This is a genomic window from Streptomyces sp. CB01201 (genome assembly GCF_002803085.1).
GTDB lineage: Bacteria > Actinomycetota > Actinomycetes > Streptomycetales > Streptomycetaceae > Streptomyces > Streptomyces hundungensis.
In genome coordinates, this window is record NZ_NNBJ01000018.1 from 36,070 (window position 1) to 54,928 (window position 18,859).

At 70.8% G+C, this 18,859-nt stretch carries 22 protein-coding genes, 1 tRNA gene and 1 riboswitch; of the genes, 8 read left to right on the forward strand and 15 right to left on the reverse strand.

Annotated features, from left to right (window positions below; all coding sequences use genetic code 11):
- Positions 1-78: 78 nt before the first annotated feature.
- Positions 79-873 carry an ABC transporter permease gene (locus tag CG740_RS30730; protein WP_234376578.1) on the reverse strand — a complete coding sequence of 265 codons (795 nt, stop codon included), beginning with the start codon at positions 871-873 and terminating at the stop codon, positions 79-81.
- A gap of 106 nt (positions 874-979) precedes the next feature.
- The gene (locus tag CG740_RS30735) at positions 980-1,780 is read right to left on the reverse strand and encodes an ABC transporter permease (RefSeq protein WP_100578663.1); all 801 of its coding nucleotides are present in this window, start codon (positions 1,778-1,780) and stop codon (positions 980-982) included.
- 204 nt (positions 1,781-1,984) lie between these two features.
- Between CG740_RS30735 and CG740_RS30740 the strand changes: the two genes are divergently transcribed.
- Entirely contained in the window at positions 1,985-4,624 is a 2,640-nt protein-coding gene (locus CG740_RS30740) for a transglycosylase domain-containing protein (RefSeq protein WP_199846626.1), read from the forward strand.
- A gap of 59 nt (positions 4,625-4,683) precedes the next feature.
- On the opposite strand, the gene CG740_RS30745 is transcribed toward CG740_RS30740, so the two are convergent.
- The 3 genes from CG740_RS30745 to CG740_RS30755 form a co-directional block, all read right to left on the reverse strand.
- Positions 4,684-5,004 carry a DMT family transporter gene (locus CG740_RS30745; RefSeq protein ID WP_100578560.1) on the reverse strand — a complete coding sequence of 107 codons (321 nt, stop codon included), beginning with the start codon at positions 5,002-5,004 and terminating at the stop codon, positions 4,684-4,686.
- A gap of 31 nt (positions 5,005-5,035) precedes the next feature.
- Positions 5,036-5,106, reverse strand: a riboswitch (guanidine-III (ykkC-III) riboswitch).
- A 75-nt stretch (positions 5,107-5,181) separates the two neighbouring features.
- Positions 5,182-5,514, reverse strand: a complete 333-nt coding sequence (locus tag CG740_RS30750; protein ID WP_100578561.1) for a GroES family chaperonin — start codon at positions 5,512-5,514, stop codon at positions 5,182-5,184.
- Between the two features lie 44 nt (positions 5,515-5,558).
- The gene (locus CG740_RS30755; RefSeq protein ID WP_100578562.1) at positions 5,559-5,879 is read right to left on the reverse strand and encodes a DUF3618 domain-containing protein; all 321 of its coding nucleotides are present in this window, start codon (positions 5,877-5,879) and stop codon (positions 5,559-5,561) included.
- A gap of 135 nt (positions 5,880-6,014) precedes the next feature.
- Between CG740_RS30755 and bcp the strand changes: the two genes are divergently transcribed.
- The 4 genes from bcp (at position 6,015) to CG740_RS30775 (ending at position 8,072) form a co-directional block, all read left to right on the forward strand.
- Positions 6,015-6,482 carry a thioredoxin-dependent thiol peroxidase gene (bcp, locus tag CG740_RS30760; protein ID WP_100578563.1) on the forward strand — a complete coding sequence of 156 codons (468 nt, stop codon included), beginning with the start codon at positions 6,015-6,017 and terminating at the stop codon, positions 6,480-6,482.
- A 146-nt stretch (positions 6,483-6,628) separates the two neighbouring features.
- Positions 6,629-7,276, forward strand: a complete 648-nt coding sequence (locus tag CG740_RS30765) for an HNH endonuclease signature motif containing protein (RefSeq protein WP_100578564.1) — start codon at positions 6,629-6,631, stop codon at positions 7,274-7,276.
- Complete coding sequence (locus tag CG740_RS30770; RefSeq protein WP_100578565.1) at positions 7,273-7,932, forward strand: HNH endonuclease signature motif containing protein; 660 nt, start codon at positions 7,273-7,275, stop codon at positions 7,930-7,932. Before CG740_RS30765 ends, CG740_RS30770 begins: the two co-directional genes overlap by 4 nt.
- Before the next feature lie 67 nt (positions 7,933-7,999).
- Positions 8,000-8,072 (forward strand) — tRNA-Leu (locus CG740_RS30775).
- 55 nt (positions 8,073-8,127) lie between these two features.
- On the opposite strand, the gene rdgB is transcribed toward CG740_RS30775, so the two are convergent.
- From rdgB to CG740_RS30795, 4 genes are all read right to left on the reverse strand, one after another.
- Complete coding sequence (gene rdgB, locus CG740_RS30780) at positions 8,128-8,730, reverse strand: RdgB/HAM1 family non-canonical purine NTP pyrophosphatase (protein WP_100578665.1); 603 nt, start codon at positions 8,728-8,730, stop codon at positions 8,128-8,130.
- Between the two features lie 61 nt (positions 8,731-8,791).
- Positions 8,792-9,172 carry a hypothetical protein gene (locus CG740_RS30785; RefSeq protein ID WP_100578566.1) on the reverse strand — a complete coding sequence of 127 codons (381 nt, stop codon included), beginning with the start codon at positions 9,170-9,172 and terminating at the stop codon, positions 8,792-8,794.
- 153 nt (positions 9,173-9,325) lie between these two features.
- Entirely contained in the window at positions 9,326-10,063 is a 738-nt protein-coding gene (rph, locus tag CG740_RS30790) for a ribonuclease PH (RefSeq protein ID WP_100578567.1), read from the reverse strand.
- 185 nt (positions 10,064-10,248) lie between these two features.
- Positions 10,249-10,482: a glucose PTS transporter subunit EIIB gene (locus CG740_RS30795; protein WP_053729485.1), complete on the reverse strand. Its 234-nt coding sequence runs from the start codon at positions 10,480-10,482 to the stop codon at positions 10,249-10,251.
- A 231-nt stretch (positions 10,483-10,713) separates the two neighbouring features.
- Between CG740_RS30795 and CG740_RS30800 the strand changes: the two genes are divergently transcribed.
- Together CG740_RS30800 and CG740_RS30805 are read left to right on the forward strand one after the other, a co-directional pair.
- Positions 10,714-12,009 (forward strand): PTS transporter subunit EIIC, encoded by a 1,296-nt coding sequence (locus tag CG740_RS30800; protein ID WP_100578568.1) that lies wholly within the window; start codon positions 10,714-10,716, stop codon positions 12,007-12,009.
- Positions 12,010-12,412: 403 nt separating this feature from the next.
- Positions 12,413-13,678 carry a PTS transporter subunit EIIC gene (locus tag CG740_RS30805; RefSeq protein ID WP_100578569.1) on the forward strand — a complete coding sequence of 422 codons (1,266 nt, stop codon included), beginning with the start codon at positions 12,413-12,415 and terminating at the stop codon, positions 13,676-13,678.
- Between the two features lie 90 nt (positions 13,679-13,768).
- Here CG740_RS30805 and CG740_RS30810 read toward each other — a convergent pair whose 3' ends face one another.
- Positions 13,769-14,521, reverse strand: a complete 753-nt coding sequence (locus CG740_RS30810; RefSeq protein WP_100578570.1) for an MBL fold metallo-hydrolase — start codon at positions 14,519-14,521, stop codon at positions 13,769-13,771.
- A gap of 233 nt (positions 14,522-14,754) precedes the next feature.
- Between CG740_RS30810 and CG740_RS30815 the strand changes: the two genes are divergently transcribed.
- Complete coding sequence (locus CG740_RS30815; RefSeq protein WP_100578571.1) at positions 14,755-15,216, forward strand: type II toxin-antitoxin system PemK/MazF family toxin; 462 nt, start codon at positions 14,755-14,757, stop codon at positions 15,214-15,216.
- Positions 15,217-15,316: 100 nt separating this feature from the next.
- Here CG740_RS30815 and CG740_RS30820 read toward each other — a convergent pair whose 3' ends face one another.
- The 5 genes from CG740_RS30820 to CG740_RS30840 form a co-directional block, all read right to left on the reverse strand.
- A complete protein-coding gene (locus tag CG740_RS30820) occupies positions 15,317-16,267 on the reverse strand; it encodes a PLP-dependent cysteine synthase family protein (RefSeq protein WP_100578572.1) in 951 nt (316 codons plus the stop codon).
- A gap of 1 nt (position 16,268) precedes the next feature.
- Complete coding sequence (locus tag CG740_RS30825) at positions 16,269-16,547, reverse strand: MoaD/ThiS family protein (protein WP_100578573.1); 279 nt, start codon at positions 16,545-16,547, stop codon at positions 16,269-16,271.
- Between the two features lie 111 nt (positions 16,548-16,658).
- Positions 16,659-16,787, reverse strand: a complete 129-nt coding sequence (locus CG740_RS41630) for a putative leader peptide (protein ID WP_264198279.1) — start codon at positions 16,785-16,787, stop codon at positions 16,659-16,661.
- Between the two features lie 66 nt (positions 16,788-16,853).
- Positions 16,854-17,669, reverse strand: a complete 816-nt coding sequence (locus CG740_RS30835; RefSeq protein WP_100578575.1) for an ABC transporter ATP-binding protein — start codon at positions 17,667-17,669, stop codon at positions 16,854-16,856.
- Positions 17,666-18,694, reverse strand: a complete 1,029-nt coding sequence (locus CG740_RS30840; protein WP_100578576.1) for a FecCD family ABC transporter permease — start codon at positions 18,692-18,694, stop codon at positions 17,666-17,668. The genes CG740_RS30835 and CG740_RS30840 overlap by 4 nt, the downstream gene beginning before the upstream one ends.
- Positions 18,695-18,859: the final 165 nt, after the last annotated feature.

The following is an 18,859-nucleotide window of genomic DNA, read 5'->3' on the forward strand; positions in this document are numbered from 1 at the left end:
TTCGTCCATAAGCGGGTTCGCCTTCAAGGCGTGCGTCCTGGCGTCGGCTCACGCCCCAGTCCCCTCCCTCGGCCCATGTCAACTCCCCGTGCTGCGGTACGACCTGACGCCCACCCGCCACGCCTGGCCCGCCAGGATCAGGCACAGCGCCGCGACCAGCGGGGGCGTGAAGGCGAACCAGGCCGGCAGGGCCAGCGGGTAGGGGCGGCCCAGGACGTAGAGCGCGGGCAGCCAGTTCACGAAGGCCAGCGGGAAGACGTAGGTGACGCCGCGCACCATGTCCTTGGCGAACACCGTCGGCGGATACTGGAGCAGCGTCTGGCCGCCGTACGTGAACGCGCTCTGCACCTCGGCCGCGTCCTGCGCCCAGAACTGGAAGGCCGCGCCCGCCACGAACACCGCGCAGAAGATCGCGGTACCGCTGAGCAGCATCATGGGCACGAGCAGCGCCTTCAGTACCGTCCAGTGCACGTCCAGGGCGAGCAGCGAGCCGCCGAGGACCAGCAGCCCTTGCAGCAGGCGGCCGAGCCGCTGGAGGCCGAAGCGGTCGGCGGCGACCTGGGCGAGAACCGGCGCCGGGCGCACCAGGAGGGTGTCGAGCGTGCCGTCCCGGACCCGTGCGCCGAGCTTGTCGATGGAGCCGAGCAGCGCGTTCGCGAGGCCGAACGCCGTCGTCGACGTCCCGTACAGGAAGGCCACTTCGGCGAAGGAGTAGCCGCCGAGCGAGCGGACCTGCGAGAACATCAGGGCGATCACGACGAAGTCGAACGCCGTCACCAGGAAGTTGCCGACCAGCATCATCGCGAAGGACGCCCGATAGGCGAGTGTGGAGCGGATCCACATTCCGGCGATCATCCTGTACGTGGCCCACATACCCGGCGCCGGAAGCCGCTCGGGCGCCCCGGCCGCACCGGCCGCCCCGGGCACCCCCGTCCACTCGCCCCTCGCGGTCCGCTCACCCCTTGCGCCACCCCTCGTGTCAGCCACCCTGCACCACCACCCTCCGTACCGCCGCGGACTGGAGCACCCGGCCCGCGCCGAGCAACAGCGCCGCCCAGCCGAGCTGGAACCCGTAGGCGCCGAGCAGGCCCGTCCCGTGGTGGTGGCCCATCAGGACGTCGGCCGGGATCTGGAGCAGACAGGACCAGGGCAGCGCCCGGGCCACCTCGCCGAGCAGGCCGGGGAAGGCGTTGAGCGGCAGCAGCATCCCGGAGAAGAACAGGCCCGCGATGGAGACGAGCGAGGAGACACCGGCCCCGTCGAGCAGCCAGAACGCCGAGAGGGCCACCAGGAACCGCAGCGCGAAGCTCACCACCACGCCCAGCAGGACCGCGAGGAGGAAGGCGAGCCAGGTGCCCGGGGTCGTGGGCAGCGCGAGGTCGAAGAACAGCGCGCCGAAGGCGAGCGGGACCGCTCCGCGCCCCAGGAAGTGGAACAGGGCCCGGCCCAGATCGGCCGACAGCCACCACAGCTGGAGGTCGGCGGGCCGGTAGAGGTCGATCGCGATGTCACCCGTACGGATGCGTTCCACCAGTTCGTCCGCGAAGCCCCCGCCGAACATATTGACCGTCATCAGCAGGGCCTGGCTGACCCACACATAGGTGAGCGCCTGGGACTGGTCGTAGCCACCGAGGTTGGGGCGCTGGTCCCACAGGGCTATATAGGTGTACGCCACGATCACGCCGAAGACGGTGTTGGTGAACACCCCGGCCGCGGTGGCGACCCGGTACGTCGTATAGCGCCGGAATCCACCCGCGGCCACGACCCCGTACAGCCGCACGAACGCCCCCTCTCCCGTCATGGACACCAAAGCGCGGGAGCCTAGCCCAGCCCTCCAGCCCTTCGCGACGGAATTTCCGCGGCTGGACATGCAAGATGTCCTTACGGTGAGAATCGTCCGATTTGGTCGATTCTTATCGACAACCAGCCCGTACCTCACCCCGCACGCGACCGGGACGCAATGGCCGGAGAGAGCCGGAGAGACATGAGCGACGACGAGCAGCCGGAGCCACCGCACCCCGGACCCGGACCCAAGGCGCCACGGAAGTGGACGCCCCGCGACCTCGGCGCCACCGGATCCACCCCGCCGGGCCCCGACGCCGCAGCCGACGGCTCCACCGACCCGGACGAGCCGGACGAGCCCGCGGGCCGATCCGGCCCGGCCGGAGCCGCCGCCGCCACCGGTGCGAGCGCGGGCACCGGCACCCCCGCCGGCCCGGGCAAGCGGCCCAAGCGCACCGGCTGGCGCCGGTTCGTCCCCCGCTGGCGGGTCGTCCTCGGCATCGTCCTGCTCATCGCGCTGCTGCTCATCGGCGGCTTCATCGCCGGCTACACGCTCGTGTCGATCCCCGCCGCCAACGCCGGGGCCACCGCCCAGTCCAACGTCTTCCTGTACGCCGACGGCACCCAGCTCGCCTCGGACGGCGAGGTCAACCGCGAGAACGTCCAGCTCGCACAGGTCCCGCTGACCGTCCAGCACGCCGTACTGGCCGCCGAGGACCGGGACTTCTACTCCGAGCGCGCCGTCGACCCCAAGGCGATGGTCCGCGCCGCCTGGAACACCCTGACCGGCAAGGGCACCCAGGGCGGCTCCACCATCACCCAGCAGTACGTCAAGAACTACTACCTCGGCCAGGAACAGACCGTCACCCGCAAGGTGAAGGAGTTCTTCATCGCGATCAAGCTCAATCGCGAGGAGACCAAGGAGGACATCCTCGCCGGGTACCTGAACACCAGCTACTTCGGCCGCAACGCGTACGGCATCCAGGCCGCCTCCCAGGCGTACTACAGCAAGGACGTCGAGAAGCTCACCACCGGCGAGGGCGCCTACCTCGCGTCCCTGCTCAACTCCCCCAGCGCGTACGACGTCATCGCCCATCCGCAGAACAAGCCCCGGGCGCTGGCCCGTTGGAACTACGTGCTCGACGGCATGGTCAAGAAGAAGTGGCTCGGCGCCTCCGAACGGGCCGCGACCACCTTCCCCGTGCCCGGAAAGGTCAAGCCGCGGGCGGGCCTCGCCGGCCAGCGCGGCTACCTCGTCGAGGCCGTCAAGGACTACCTCACCGGCAACAAGATCATCGACGAGAACACCCTGGCCACCGGCGGCTACCGGATCACCACCACCATCCAGAAGGACAAGCAGGACGCCTTCGTCAAGGCCGTCGACGACACCGTCAACTCCAAGCTGAGCACCGACCGCAAGGCCGACCGCAACGTACGCGTGGGCGGCGCCTCCATCGACCCGGCCAGCGGCAAGGTCCTCGCGATGTACGGGGGCATCGACTACACCAAGCAGTACGTCAACAACGCGACCCGGCGCGACTTCCAAGTGGGCTCGACCTTCAAGCCGTTCGTCTTCACCTCGGCCGTCGTCAACAACTCCAAGACCCAGGACGGCCGCCCCATCACCCCCAACACCGTCTACGACGGCACCAACAAGCGGCCGGTACAGGGCTGGGACGGCGGCAGCTACGCACCCGCCAACGAGGACGACGCCTCCTACGGGCCCATCACCGTGCGCACCGCCACCGACAAGTCCGTCAACGCCGTGTACGCGCAGATGGCCGTCGACGTCGGCTCCGCCAAGGTCAAGCAGACCGCGATCGAACTCGGCCTGCCCGCCGACACCCCCGACCTGAACGCGTCCCCCTCGATCGCGCTCGGCCCGGCCACCGCGAGCGTCCTCGACATGACGCAGGCGTACGCCACGCTCGCCGGACACGGACGCCACGGCACGTACACGATGGTCGAATCCGTCATCAAGGACGGCGAGAAGACCGAACTGCCCGCGCAGGAGCCCGAACAGGCCGTCACCCGCGAGGCCGCCGACACCACGACGTCGATGCTCCAGAGCGTCGTCGACGGCGGTACGGGCACGGCCGCGCAGGCCTCCGGGCGGCCCTCCGCCGGCAAGACCGGCACCGCCGAACAGGACAAGGCCGCCTGGTTCGCGGGCTACACCCCCGACCTGGCCACCGTCGTCGCGCTGATGGGCGCCGATCCCGACACGGCCGTGCAACAGCCGCTGTACGGGGCACTGGGCTTCCCCCGCATGAACGGCGGCGGGCCGCCGGCGCAGATCTGGGCGCAGTACACCAAGGGCGCCCTGCGCAGCAGTGAGCCCAAGGACTTCGACCTGGAACTCCAGGACGGCGCGAACATCCCCGTCGAGCCGCCGGCCCCCAACCCGTCCCAGCCCCCGACGCCCGGCGGCGACCAGGGACAGACGCAGGGACAGAACCAGGGCCAGGACCAGGGCCAGACGGGCGGCCGCAACCAGGGCCAGACACAAGGCCAGAACCAAGGTCAGACCCAGGGGCAGAGCCAGGGACAGAACCAGGGCGGCCTCAACCAGGGACAGACCCAGGGGCAGACGCAGGGCCAGACCGCCCAGGGCCAGAACCAGGGTCAGGACCAGGGCCAGACACAGGGCGGCGCCGACAACGGCGGCACCAACACCGGCGGCCAGATCCAGGGCCAGACGCAAGGTCAGATCCAGGGCCAGGACCAGGGCCAGACCCAGGGCGGCACCACGAACGGCGGCACCAACAGCGGCAGCACCGAAGGCCCCGGAGCCACCACGACCGGCCTGGCCGCACGGCCCCGGGGCTCACGCAGCCCGTGACGGACCGGTTCCTGGCGGGCCTGGCGGGCCGAACGGCCGGGCCCGCCAGGCGGTCCCTGTCAGTGGCCGCTCGTCGCCTTGAGGCCGACCACGGAGACGAGCAGCAGACAGACGAAGAAGATCCGGGCGGCGGTGGCCGGCTCACCGAGGACCACCATGCCGAGCACCGCCGCACCGGCCGCGCCGATCCCCACCCACACGCCGTACGCGGTGCCGATGGGCAGCGTCTTGGCGGCCTGCGAGAGCAGCATCATGGACGCGACGATCCCGGCGCCCGTGAGCACACTGGGGACCAGCCGGGTGAAGCCGTCGGTGTACTTCATGCCGATCGACCAGCCCACTTCGAGCAGACCGGCGACGACGAGCAGAACCCAGGCCATGAGGACCTCCGAGACGCGTGAGGAAAATACGGGTGCGTCGTCTTGTCCTGACCCGGTACGACGCGTCTCGTCGGGGTCCCACCACGATAACAAAGGGCAGGCGAAAGGGCCGGTGACAACGGTCACCAGCCCCTTCCGCGCGGGTCGTGGGACGCCCGTGAAGCGCCCTGCCCCTGCCTACAAATACAGCCCGGTGGAGTCCTCCGACACCCGCTCGGAGGCCACGGCGTGCAGATCGCGCTCGCGCATCAGCACGTACGCCACGCCCCGCACCTCGACCTCGGCCCGGTCCTCGGGGTCGTACAGCACCCGGTCGCCCGGCTCCACCGTGCGGACGTTCTGGCCGACCGCGACCACCTCGGCCCAGGCCAGCCGCTTGCCGACGGCGGCGGTCGCGGGGATGAGGATGCCGCCGCCCGACCGCCGCTCGCCCTCGGGCGTGTCGGACCGGACCAGCACACGGTCGTGCAGCATCCGGATGGGCAGCTTGTCGTGGGTGTTCTCGCTCACGGGGTCGAACCTACCCGCACCGGCCGCGGCCGTACGCGGAAGGGTCAGGCCCGGCGCTTGCGGGCCGACAGGGCGAGCAGCCCCACCAGGCCGACCGCCACGAGCGCGACCGGCACGATCCGTTCCACGCGGGGCGCGCCCTCGTCCGAAACGAACTGCGCCTTCACGTCGCTCACCGTGCGGTTCACCGCGACGTACGCGCGGCCCGCCGTGTGGTCCACGGCCGAGGCGAACCTGGCCTTCGCGTCGCCGACGATCGTGGACGGGTGCAGCCGCACCCCGATCTCGTCGAGGGTCACCGCGAGCTGGTTCCGCCGGCTCCTGATGTCCGCCTCGATCTGCGCAGGGGTCCTGGCATCCGACACTGCGCCGCCTCCGGTGGTCGTATGGGGTCATCCGTCATCCACAGTCTGTCAGTTCCACCGACAATGCACTGTCACAGGCCCCCATTAGGCTCTGTCGGTGTACGCCACCCCCTCGGCCATTCCGGAGGAAACCCCATGAGCGAGCGACTTCAGCCCGGCGACACCGCCCCCGCCTTCACCCTGCCCGACGCCGACGGCAACGACGTCTCGCTCGCCGCCCACAAGGGCCGCAAGGTCATCGTGTACTTCTACCCGGCCGCCCTCACACCGGGCTGCACCAAGCAGGCCTGCGACTTCACGGACAACCTGGAACTGCTCGCGGGCGCCGGTTACGACGTCATCGGCGTGTCCCCCGACAAGCCCGAGAAGCTGGCGAAGTTCCGCGAGAAGGAGTCCCTGAAGGTCACGCTGGTCGGCGACCCCTCGAAGGAGGTCCTGGAGGCCTACGGGGCGTACGGCGAGAAGAAGCTGTACGGCAAGACCGTGACGGGCGTCATCCGCTCGACGGTGGTCGTGGACGAGGAGGGCAAGGTGGAGCGCGCCCTGTACAACGTGAAGGCCACGGGCCATGTCGCCAAGATCATCAAGGATCTCGGAATCTGATCCACCCGCCCCCGCCCGGCCCCGCCCTGCCCAGCCCTGCTCGGCGGGAAGCGGGACGGGGCGTTCCGCATTTCGGGTGTGACTGTCCGGTATTCGGTTCGTTACTCCGTACGAGGCTGCGAACGTGCGGCCGGGACGGAGGGGACATGAGTGCGAGCCCGTACACCCGGGAGAGGCTGGCCGCGGCGGCCGGCTCGTCCCGGACCCTGTCGGAGGCCCTGACAAAACTGGGAGTCGACCCGACCGGCGGGTCGCGGCGGTACATACGCGAGCGCATGCGGAAGCTGGGCATCGAGACCGCTCACTTCGAGCGCGAGGGGGCCCGCTGGACGCGGGAGGTCCTTGAGCCGGTGGTCGCGGACTCGACGAACATGTGCGAGGTGCTGCGCCGACTCGGTCTGGACGTGGTCGGCGGGCACCACACGCATATCTCTCGGCGCGTCAAGGCGTTCGGGATCGATACCTCGCACTTCCGGCCTCCCGCGCGAGCGGGCGAGACCCGGCGGCGAGTGCCAGAAGCGCTCCTCGTCGAGCAAGAACCGGCCACGGCGCGACGGATACCGGGCGATCGGCTGAAGCGCGCGATGCACACCCTGGGCGTCACCGAGCGCTGTTCCCTGTGCGGTACCGGACCGGCTTGGCGAGGGCGGCCGCTCCCACTCGAAGTCGATCACATCGACGGAGACTGGCGGAACAACCGCATCGAGAACCTCCGGCTCCTTTGCCCCAACTGCCATTCCACAACGGACAGTTACCGAGGCCGGGGCAAGGCGGGGGAAGCAGGTTGGCGATGAGCTCGACAACACGCTATTCACGGGCCCGGCTCGTGGAGGCGGCGCAGACGTGTGGGGACATCGACGAGGTCATCGCGCTCTTCGGAGCTCCGCCCACCAGGCACCTGCGCCGCTATCTGTTCAAACGCTTCGCGCACTACGGCGTTGACGTTTCGCACTTGCGCACCAGGACGCGCCGGACGGCCGAGCCACGCCCCGGCCCCGCGGAACTGCGCAGCGCCGTGGCCGCATCCCTGTCACTCGCCGAAGTGCTCCGCCGTCTCGGCAGACCGGACAGCTCACGTGCACGGACGGCCCTGCGCGGGTGGCTGACTGAGGACGCCGTCCCCACCCACCACCTTCTCGGACAGGCGCACCAGCTGGGCAGGACACACCCCGCCAGAAGGAACGCCGAGGACGTACTGGCACGGCACGACGACGGGCGGCGTACGAGAACGCTCCACCTGCGCCGCGCACTGCGCGAGGTCGGCGTGCCCGAACGCTGCGTCGAGTGCGGCTGTGGGCCGGAGTGGCTGGGCAGGCCCATGACCCTGGAGGTGGACCACATCAACGGGGACCGGGGCGACGACCGGCGGGAGAACCTGCGACTGATGTGCCCCAACTGCCATGCGGTGACGGTCACCTGGTGCCGGGGCGGCCGAGGCGGCTCCTCGTGACCGGGCCCGTCCACCGGGCTCCGGCTGCCGTCGGCGGCCTTCGCCCAGTAGAGTGGGCGCGGTGTGCGCGCCCGTACGCCAAGGGCTGAGCGGCGATCTTTAGGTGGTCGTGTCTGTCGGTTCGAATCCGACCGGGCGCACCGGAGCGCAACGGCGTGGTTCCCCCGGAGGCGGGGGAACCACGCCGTTCGCGTCTCAGCCCACCAGCTCCCGCACCACCGGCACTAGCGCCCGGAAGGCCTGCCCCCGGTGGCTGATCGCGTTCTTCTCGTCCGCCGTCAGCTCCGCGCACGTCCTTGTCTCGCCCTCCGGCTGGAGGATCGGGTCGTAGCCGAAGCCGCCTTGGCCCGCCGGGGTGTGGCGGAGGGTGCCGAGGAGACGGCCCTCCACCACTCGCTCCGTGCCGTCGGGCAGGGCGAGGGCAGCGGCGCAGGCGAAGTGGGCGGCGCGGTGTTCGTCGGCGATGTCGGAGAGCTGGGCGAGCAGGAGGTCCAGGTTGGCCTGGTCGTCGCCGTGGGTGCCGGACCAGCGGGCCGAGAAGATGCCGGGGGCGCCGTTGAGGACGTCGACGCAGAGGCCGGAGTCGTCGGCGACGGCGGGCAGGCCGGTCGCCTGCGCGAGGGCGTGTGCCTTCAGGAGGGCGTTCTCGGCAAAGGTGACGCCGGTTTCCTTGACGTCGGGGATCTCGGGGTACGCGTCGGCGCCCACGAGTTCGTGGGGCAGCCCGGCGGCGGCCAGGATGGCGTGGAGTTCGGTGATTTTGCCGGCGTTGCGGGTGGCGAGGATCAGGCGGGTCATGCCCACCAGTATCGGGGCAGGACGGCCGCGCATGCCTGCGTGGGGGGGCCGGGCCGCCCGCTCAAGGCGTGCAGACCTTGCCGACTTCCTTGGCCGCGGCGGTGACGCCGCTGATGTCGGGGGTGTTGTCGCCGTTCTTGATGGCCGTACGGACGTTGTCCACGGCCTTGCCGAGGTCGTCGACGGCCTTGGACAGGTCGGCGTCGCCGGTCTTGCTCTTCAGGGACGACAGCTCTCTGTCGATGTCGTTGAGCGCCTGGTCGGCCTGCGCGGGGTTGTCGGTGGCGTTGCCGACGGCCCGGCCGAGGTTGCCGACGCTGTTGCCGATGGCGTCCGCGGTGTTGACGCAGTCGACCGCCTTGTCGATGGCTCCGCAGCCTGCGGTGGCGGTGACAGTGACGGCCAGGGCCGCGATGGCGGCGGCGAGCGCGGCTCGGCGCATCGGGCGGTCCTCCCCCAGGGGTTCCGGGCGGTGCTCGGGTGCTCCGGAGGGCGTTCCAGAGGTCGGCCGTTCCGGAAGGTACGGACGGGCGCGCGGTCGGCCCGTGCGCCCGTACTCGTAGTGACGCGGGGAGCGCCCTGCCCGGTTGCTTCCCTACTCCCCGGACACCGCGGCCAGCGCCCGGAGTTGGAGGGCGGCGAGGTCGGCGCAGCCTCCGGTGGCGAGGTCGAGGAGGGCGTTCAGTTCCTTGCGGTCGAACGGCTCGGCCTCGGCGGTGCCCTGGACCTCGACGAAGCGGCCGTCGCCGGTGCAGACGACGTTCATGTCGGTCTCGGCGCGTACGTCCTCCTCGTAGCAGAGGTCGAGGAGGGGGGCGCCGTCGACGATGCCGACGGAGACGGCGGAGACGGTGCCGGTGAGGGGCTTGCGGCCGTGCTTGACGAGCTTCTTGTTCTGGGCCCAGGTGATGGCGTCGGCGAGGGCGACGTAGGCGCCGGTGATGGCGGCGGTGCGGGTGCCGCCGTCGGCCTGGAGGACGTCGCAGTCGAGAACGATGGTGTTCTCGCCGAGGGCCTTGTAGTCGATGACGGCGCGCAGCGAGCGGCCGATGAGGCGGGAGATCTCGTGGGTGCGGCCGCCGATCTTGCCGCGGACGGATTCGCGGTCGCCGCGGGTGTTGGTGGAGCGGGGCAGCATCGAGTACTCGGCGGTGACCCAGCCTTCGCCGCTGCCCTTGCGCCAGCGCGGGACGCCTTCGGTGACGGAGGCGGTGCAGAAGACCTTGGTGTCGCCGAAGGATACGAGGACGGAGCCCTCGGCGTGCTTGCTCCATCCACGTTCGATGGTGACGGGGCGGAGCTGTTCGGGGGTGCGGCCGTCGATTCGAGACATGGCTATGAGCCTAGGTGATGCCGCCACTGGTGAAGTCCGCGCGGGCGCGGGATCCGGACGAGCGCGGGTCCCGGACGGGCACGGGTCTCGCACGACCGCAGGATCCGGAAGTGCCGAACCCTGTGTGCGTACGCGAAAGGCCGGCCCCGAGTGGGGGCCGGCCTTCGGCGCTGTGGGTCAGCGACTCACATCATGTCTTCGATGTCCGCGGCGATGGGGTCCGCGTCGGTGCCGATGACGACCTGGACAGCGGTGCCCATCTTGACGACGCCGTGGGCGCCGGCGGCCTTGAGCGCGGCCTCGTCGACCTTGCTCGGGTCGATGACCTCGGTGCGCAGGCGCGTGATGCAGCCTTCGACCTCTTCGATGTTCTCGATACCGCCGAGGCCGGCGACGATCTTCTCAGCCTTGCTGGCCATGTGTCTCTCCTGGTTCTTGAAGAACGCTGTGTCGGCCCACGGTAGGTCCGCTTTGTCACGGTAACCCACGTTTGGCTCAGCTATGCGCGCGGGCGCATTCTGCCTGGCCAAGGATGGCGATCACCGGAGCCATGTCCCGCGAGGGGCCTCTCCGGACGATACCGCAACTGGTCTACACCAGTTTGCAACGACCGTCCTAGCCGGCTTGTTCCACAAGCCTGGAGGTTGCCGATGAGTGCCAGCAGCGCGGCCGCAGTGCCGCAGCCCAAGTGGTGGAACGGGCTGTTCCAGGGGCTGCAGAAAATGGGCCGCAGCCTCCAGCTGCCCATCGCCGTGCTACCCGCGGCGGGCATTCTCAACCGGTTCGGCCAGGACGACATGTTCGGCAAGACCGGGCTCGGCTGGAACGACGTCGCCAAGGTGTTCAACGGCGCGGGCGGCGCCCTGCTCAACGGCTCGCTCGGACTGCCCCTGCTGTTCTGCGTGGGCGTCGCCATCGGCATGGCGAAGAAGGCCGACGGCTCGACCGCGCTCGCCGCGGTGGCAGGCTTCCTCGTCTACTACGGGGTGCTGCTCCAGTTCCCGAAGGACTGTGCCGCCGGCGCGACACTGACGGCGGGCGCCTGTGTCGCCAAGGACGGTTCGGCGGTCCTCGCCACGTACCAGAACCCGGGCGTCTTCGGCGGCATCGTGATGGGCCTGCTGACCGCATACTTCTGGCAGCGCTTCCACCGTACGAAGCTGGTGGACTGGCTGGGCTTCTTCAACGGGCGCCGGCTCGTGCCGATCATCATGGCCGGCATCGCGATCGTGTTCGCGGTGCTGTGCCTGTGGGTGTGGCCGCCGGTCGGTGACGCGCTGACCAGCTTCAGCAAGTGGCTCGTGGACCTGGGCTCGTGGGGCTCCGGCATCTTCGGTGTCGCCAACCGGGCCCTGCTCGTGATCGGCCTGCACCAGTTCCTGAACACCTTCATCTGGTTCCAGTTCGGCGACTTCACCAAGCCGGACGGCACGGTCGTGCACGGCGACATCCCGCGGTTCCTCGCGGGCGACCCGACGGCCGGACAGTTCCAGACCGGCTTCTTCCCGATCATGATGTTCGCGCTGCCCGCGGCCGCCCTCGCGATCGCGCACTGCGCCAAGCCGCACCGCCGCAAGGAGGTGAGCGGCATGATGCTCTCGGTCGGCCTGACCTCGCTCGTCACCGGCATCACCGAGCCGATCGAGTACTCCTTCGTCTTCATCGCGCCACTGCTGTACGCGATCCACGCGGTGCTCACCGGTGTCTCGATGGCGGTCAGCTGGGCGCTCGGCGTCAAGGACGGCTTCAGCTTCTCGGCCGGGTTGATCGACTACGTCATCAACTGGGGCCTTGCGACCAAGCCTTGGATGATCATTCCGATCGGGTTGTGCTTCGCGGTCGTCTACTACGTGGTGTTCCGCTTCGCGATCACCAAGTTCAACCTCCAGACACCGGGGCGCGAGCCGGACGCGGACGAGCTGGAGCAGGAGAACATCAAGGCCTAGGCACGCCTCCTCCCTCGGCGCCCCTTTTCGCCGGGCTTTTCGGCCCGGATCCGCAAGGCCCTCGGACCCGCCCGGTCCGGGGGCCTTCGCGCGCTCCTCGACGGGCCGTACGACCGCCGTTCCGCCGCCGAACGGCCGCCGTTCAGGGGCCGTTCGGGGCTCGGCGCGGCTACGGAAAGGTCACGGCGCGGAGACGGCGGGGGGTCGGGGTTGCCCGTATTGCCAGGTATGGCTCAGACCACAAAAAACGAAGGTTCCTTATCTAACCCACACCGTGCTACAACTGGTCTACACCACTCATTGGTGTAGACCACGCGGGCTTGACCGCGTTCCCCTGAGACGCCGCCGTCCCCCCGTATTTTCCCATGTCCCCCGGGCGGCGCCTTGCCTACTGGAGGATGTTGTGAGTACGGCCAGTGCCGCCCCCGCGGCCACGAAGAAGAAGGGCGCCGGCGCGATGGCTGTCATGCAGCGCATCGGCCGCAGCCTGATGCTGCCGGTCGCCGTGCTGCCTGCCGCCGCACTGCTGGTCCGCTTCGGCCAGCCGGACATGCTCGGCCGTGCCTCGTTCCCGGAGTTCATCCACAAGCTGGCCAGTTACATGGCCGCCGGTGGCGGGGCCCTGCTCGACAACATGGCGCTGCTGTTCTGCGTCGGCATCGCGATCGGTTTCGCCAAGAAGTCGGACGGCTCCACCGCCCTGGCGGCCGTGACCGGCTACCTCGTCTTCCAGAAGGTGCTCGCCACCTTCACCGACAGCAACCTCCCGAAGGTCGCGTCGGTCGTCGACGGCAAGATAGTCATGAACGCCGCCCCGGTGAACGCCGGTGTGCTCGGCGGTGTCGTCATGGGCGTCATCGTCGCCCTGCTCTACCAGAAGTTCTACCGGACCAAGCTGCCCGACTGGGCGGGCTTCTTCGGCGGCCGCCGCCTGGTGCCGATCATGTCGGCCTTCGCGGGTCTGCTCGTCGGCATCGTCTTCGGTCTGATCTGGCCGGTCCTCGGTACGGGTCTGCACAACTTCGGTGAGTGGCTGGTCGGCTCGGGCGCCGTCGGCGCTGGCATCTTCGGTGTCGCCAACCGCGCGCTGATCCCGGTCGGCATGCACCACCTGCTCAACTCCTTCCCCTGGTTCCAGGCCGGTTCGTACGAGGGCAAGAGCGGCGACATCGCTCGCTTCCTCGCGGGTGACCCGTCCGCCGGACAGTTCATGACGGGCTTCTTCCCGATCATGATGTTCGCCCTCCCGGCGGCCTGCCTCGCGATCACCCACTGCGCCCGCCCCGAGCGCCGCAAGGTCGTCGGCGGCATGATGTTCTCCCTCGCGGCCACCGCGTTCGTGACCGGTGTGACCGAGCCGATCGAGTTCACCTTCATGTTCATCGCCCCGGTCCTCTACGCGATCCACGCGGTGCTCACCGGTGTCTCCATGGCGCTGACCTGGTCCCTCGGAATGAAGGACGGCTTCGGCTTCTCGGCCGGCGCGGTCGACTACTTCCTCAACCTGGGCATCGCGACCAACCCGTGGGGTCTGGCGCTGGTCGGCCTCTGCTTCGCGGTGGTCTACTACGTGATCTTCCGGTTCGCGATCACCAAGTTCAACCTGCCGACGCCGGGCCGCGAGTCCGACGAGGAACTGGCGGAGCTGGCCAAGGCCGAGGCCAAGTAGCCCCCGCCCGCGCCCGACGGAAGGCCCCCGGAACCCAACGGTTCCGGGGGTCTTTCGCATGCTCGCGCCGCCGAGCGGGGCGGGGCGGGGTCAGAACTCGTAGACCGCGCCGGGCGCGGCCAGTTCCGTCGGGCCGGAGTAGACCACGCGGGCGTCGGCCAGGTTGACCTCGGCGTCCGTCCACGGCGGGATGTGGGTGAGGACCAGGCGGCCCGCGCCGGCCCGGGCCGCGTGCTCGCCGGCCTCGCGGCCGTTGAGGTGCAGCGCCGGGATGTCCTCCTTGCCGTACGTGAAGGACGCCTCGCACAGGAACAGGTCGGCGCCCTCGGCCAGTTCGTCGAGGGCGGCGCAGACACCCGTGTCGCCGGAGTAGGTGAGCGTGGAGCCGCCGTGCTCGATGCGGATGCCGTACGCCTCGACGGGGTGGCAGACCCGCTCCGTGCGCACCGAGAAGGGGCCGATGTCGAACGTGCCCGGCTTCAGGGTGTGGAAGTCGAAGACCTCGCTCATCGAAGAGGCGGAGGGCGTGTCCGCGTACGCCGTGGTGAGGCGCTGCTCGGCGCCCTCGGGCGCGTACACCGGCATGGGGGCGCAGCGGCCGCCCTCGTGGCGGTAGTAGCGGGCGACGAAGTAGCCGCACATGTCGATGCAGTGGTCGGCGTGCAGATGGGACAGGAAGATCGCGTCCAGGTCGTACAGTCCGATGTGGCGCTGTAGCTCACCGAGGGCCCCGTTGCCCATGTCGAGGAGCAGCCGGTAGCCGTCTGCCTCAAGGAGGTAGCTGCTGCAAGCCGATTCCGCGGACGGGAACGACCCGGAGCAACCGACGACGGTGAGCTTCATGGAGCGTGAACCTCCGGAACAGAGGGGCCAGGCGAAGCCTGTCGTTGCGGGGCGGCCGGGGCTGGCGGGGAGGCCGCGGGATAGGGCTGCGGTGGATCGAGCGTAAGGCGCGCCAAGGCCCCTCGCTCCTTCGGAGCGGGCCGTTGTGGGGGAACTCACCTGCGCTGTCACCGGTTCGGATGGTGTTGTCAGGGAGCGCGCGCCGCGGGTGGTGCGCCGGTAACGTCTGCGCTATGGACACGTCGTGGTGGCTGGCGCTGGGGGCCGTGGTGGCGCTCGCCGCCGTCGCGGCTCTGATGGACGGACGCGGGCGCCGGCGGCGTCGGCCCGGCGGGCGTACGCGGCCGCCCGGGCGGCCGGACGGGTCCGGGCGGGCTGCCGGGCGGCTGCCGAAGGCCGGGGAGATCTGGTGGGCGCAGGTGCCGTACGAGGACCTGCCGGGCGGCAAGGACCGGCCGTGTCTGGTGCTGCGGGTGCGCGGCGGGACGGCGACGGTCGCGAAGATCACCAGCAAGTTCCACGACGAGCGGGCCGGGGTGATCCCGCTGGCGCCGGGCACGGTGGCCGACGCGCACGGGCGGCCCAGCTTCCTGGAGACCGACGAGCTGCGCGAGGTCGGGGTGCGGGACTTCCGCCGCCGGGTGGGCGTGGTGGACCCGGCCCTGTGGGACCAGGTCCGTCACCTGGCGGGATGACGGAACCTGGCGAGGTGACGGAACCCGGCGGGGTGACGGAACCCGGCGGGATGACGGACCCGCACCACCGGCCTCCGGCCCCTGGGGGCGGGCTCGGCCGTCAGGCCCAGAGCTGGCCGTGCAGGGTTTCGATCGCGGCCTCGGTGGTCGGCGCGGTGTAGACGCCGGTCGAGAGGTACTTCCAGCCGCCGTCCGCCACGACGAAGACGATGTCGGCGGGGGTGCCCGCCTTGACGGCCTTCCTGCCGACGCCGATCGCCGCGTGCAGGGCGGCGCCGGTGGAGACGCCCGCGAAGATGCCCTCCTGCTGGAGCAGCTCGCGGGTGCGGGTGACCGCGTCCGCCGAGCCGACCGAGAAGCGGGTGGTCAGGACGGAGGCGTCGTACAGCTCGGGCACGAAGCCCTCGTCGAGGTTGCGCAGGCCGTAGACCAGGTCGTCGTAGCGGGGTTCGGCGGCGACGATCTGGATGCCGGGGACGTTCTCGCGCAGGTAGCGCCCGACGCCCATCAGGGTTCCGGTGGTGCCGAGGCCCGCCACGAAGTGGGTGATGGAGGGCAGATCGGTGAGGATCTCGGGGCCCGTGGTGGCGTAGTGGGCGCCCGCGTTGTCCGGGTTTCCGTACTGGTAGAGCATCACCCACGACGGGTTCTGCCCGGCCAGTTCCTTGGCGACCCGCACCGCCGTGTTGGAGCCGCCCGCAGCCGGTGAGGAGACGATCTCGGCGCCCCACATCGCGAGCAGGTCGCGCCGCTCCTGCGAGGTGTTCTCCGGCATCACGCACACGATGCGGTAGCCCTTGAGCTTGGCGGCCATCGCGAGGGAGATGCCGGTGTTGCCGCTGGTGGGTTCCAGGATGGTGCAGCCCGGCGTCAACCGGCCGTCCTTCTCGGCCTGTTCGACCATGTGGAGGGCCGGCCGGTCCTTGATGGAGCCGGTCGGGTTGCGGTCCTCCAGCTTGGCCCAGATCCGTACGTCGTCCGAGGGGGACAGGCGCGGGAGCCGGACCAGCGGGGTGTTGCCGACCGCGGCGAGAGCGGAGTCGTAGCGCATGTCAGACGGAACCGCCCGCGACCGCGGGCAGGATCGTCACGTTGTCGCCGTCGGCGAGCTGGGTGTTGATGCCGTCGAGGAAGCGGACGTCCTCGTCGTTGAGGTACACGTTCACGAAGCGGCGCAGGTTGTCGCCGTCGACGATGCGCTCGCGGATGCCGGTGTGCCGGGCGTCGAGGTCGTTGAAGAGGTCGGCGAGGGTGGCGCCGCTGCCTTCGACGGCCTTGGCGCCGTCGGTGTAGGTGCGGAGGATGGTCGGGATGCGGACCTCGATGGCCATGGCGTGGGCTCCTGATCTAAGGGGAGAGGCAGGTGGGCGCGGCTCGGGCTCGGGTCCGCGCGCCGCACGCGCTGGGGCGTGCGGTGGTGCGTTGGTGCGGGGCGCGCGGCGTCAGACGGCGGCTGCGCGGGCCGTACAGATCGCGCTGGCGAGCCGGCACAGGTCGACGTGCAGCCGCGCCACGAGCAGCAGGGCGGGGCCGCTGCTCGGCGTCTTGTCGCTCACGTCGTTCGAAACCATGGGGTCATCGTATAGATTCCCGGTCCGCTTCCCGGAATGTGATCCCACATCCTGGACCGATCCCGCTCAGGATGTGGGCAGCCCGGGCGCGGGCGGGACGCGGGTGCCGCTCGGCGGCAGGTAGACGACGGTGGGCGCGCCGGTGACCGGGTGGACGCTCACCTCGGCGTTCACCCCGTACACCTCGGCGAGCAGGTCCGCCGTGAGGACGTCGGCGGGCGGCCCCGAGGCGACCACCCGGCCGCCCGCCAGGACGCAGATGCGGTCGCAGTAGTACGCGGCGAGGTTCAGGTCGTGCAGGGCCAGCAGATTGACGGTCCCCAACTCCCTTACCAGGGACAGGACTTCGAGCTGGTAGCGGATGTCGAGGTGGTTGGTCGGCTCGTCCAGGACGACGACGTCCGGCTGCTGTACGAGGGCCCGGGCCACCAGGGCGCGCTGGCGTTCGCCGCCGGACAGGGACGGGAAGGGGCGGCCCGCGAGGTCGGCGATGCCGACGCGGGCGAGCGCCTCGCGCACCAGGGCGTGGTCGGCGGTGGTGTCGGCCTCCCAGAAGCGGTGGTGCGGGGAGCGGCCCATGGCGACGATCTCGTGGACGCTCAGCTCGATGCTCCCGGCGTCGGCGTCCTGCGGGACGGTCGCGATGCGGCGGGCGCGGGCCTTGACCGGCAGCGCGTGCAGGTCGGCACCGTCGAGCAGGACGCGTCCGGCGGTGGGGCGCAGGGCGGCGTAGACACAGCGGAGCAGCGTGGTCTTGCCGCTGCCGTTGGGGCCGACCAGGCCGACCGTCTCGCCGTCGGCGGCGCCCAGGGTGATGTCGTGCAGCAGGGCGCGGCCCTGGGGCGTGGTGTACGAGAGCGACTCGGTGCGCAGCGTGGTCATGCGGGGCCTCCTTCGGCCCGGGTGCCGCGGCCGCGCAGCATCCACAGGAAGAACGGGCCGCCGGTGAGCGCGGTGAGGACGCCGACGGGAATGTCCTGCGGCGCGGCGACGGTCCGGGCCGCGAGGTCGGCGAGGACGAGGAAGGCGGCGCCGCCGAGGGCCACGACGGGCAGCAGCGTGCGGTGGGCGGCGCCGACGACCAGGCGGGCGGCGTGCGGGACCATCAGGCCGACGAAGCCGATCGCCCCGGTGTAGGCGACGAGGACGCCGGTCAGCAGCGAGGCGAGCACGAAGACCCCGGCGCGGAAGCGGCCGGTGTCGAGGCCGAGGACGCCGGCGCCCTCCTCGCCGACGAGGAGCAGGTCGAGCGGGCGGGCCAGGGCGATCAGGACGAGCGTGCCGAGGACGAGGGCGACGGCGGGCAGCGCGAGCATGTCCCAGCGGGCGCCGCCGAGTCCGCCGAGCGTCCAGTGCAGGACTTCCTGCGCGTGTTCGGCGCTGGCCGAGGTGACCAGGATGAGGCTGGTGAGCGCGGACAGGACGTACGAGACGGCGACTCCGGCGAGCACCAGGCGCCCGCCCGTCATGGAGCCCGCGCGCCGGGCCAGGGCGTACACGAGGACGAGGGCGGCGAGCGCGCCGGCGAAGGCGGCGGCCGGCAGGGCGACGGTGGTGGCCACCCCGGCGCCGATGCCGAGCACGATCACGGCGACGGCTCCGGCGGAGGCCCCGCTGGAGACGCCGAGCAGGAAGGGGTCGGCGAGCGGGTTGCGCACCAGGGCCTGGAGCACGGTCCCGATGACGGCGAGCCCGGCGCCGGTGACGGCGCCGAGCACCACGCGGGGCGCCCTGACTTCCAGGACGATCGTGCGGTACGGGCTCGGCTCGGCGCGGCCGGTGACGATGGCGAGCACCTGGCCGGTGGGAATCCGCACCGACCCGAGCGCGAGCCCGGCGACGGCCGCGGCGAGGAGGACGAGGGCGAGCCCCACGAGGACGAGCGGGTAGCGCGAGCGCGTCGTCATGCGCGGGCCCTCCCGCCCTCGGGCCGGAGGGTTTGCCCGCGCAGGCACCGGGCGTGCGGGTGCCCGCGCGTCCCCGCGTCCGCCGGGGCCGGCCGCGGGCCGCGGGTGCGGGTGGCCCCGGCGGACGCGGTCCCGCTCGGCGGCCGGTGCGGGGCGCAGGGCTCC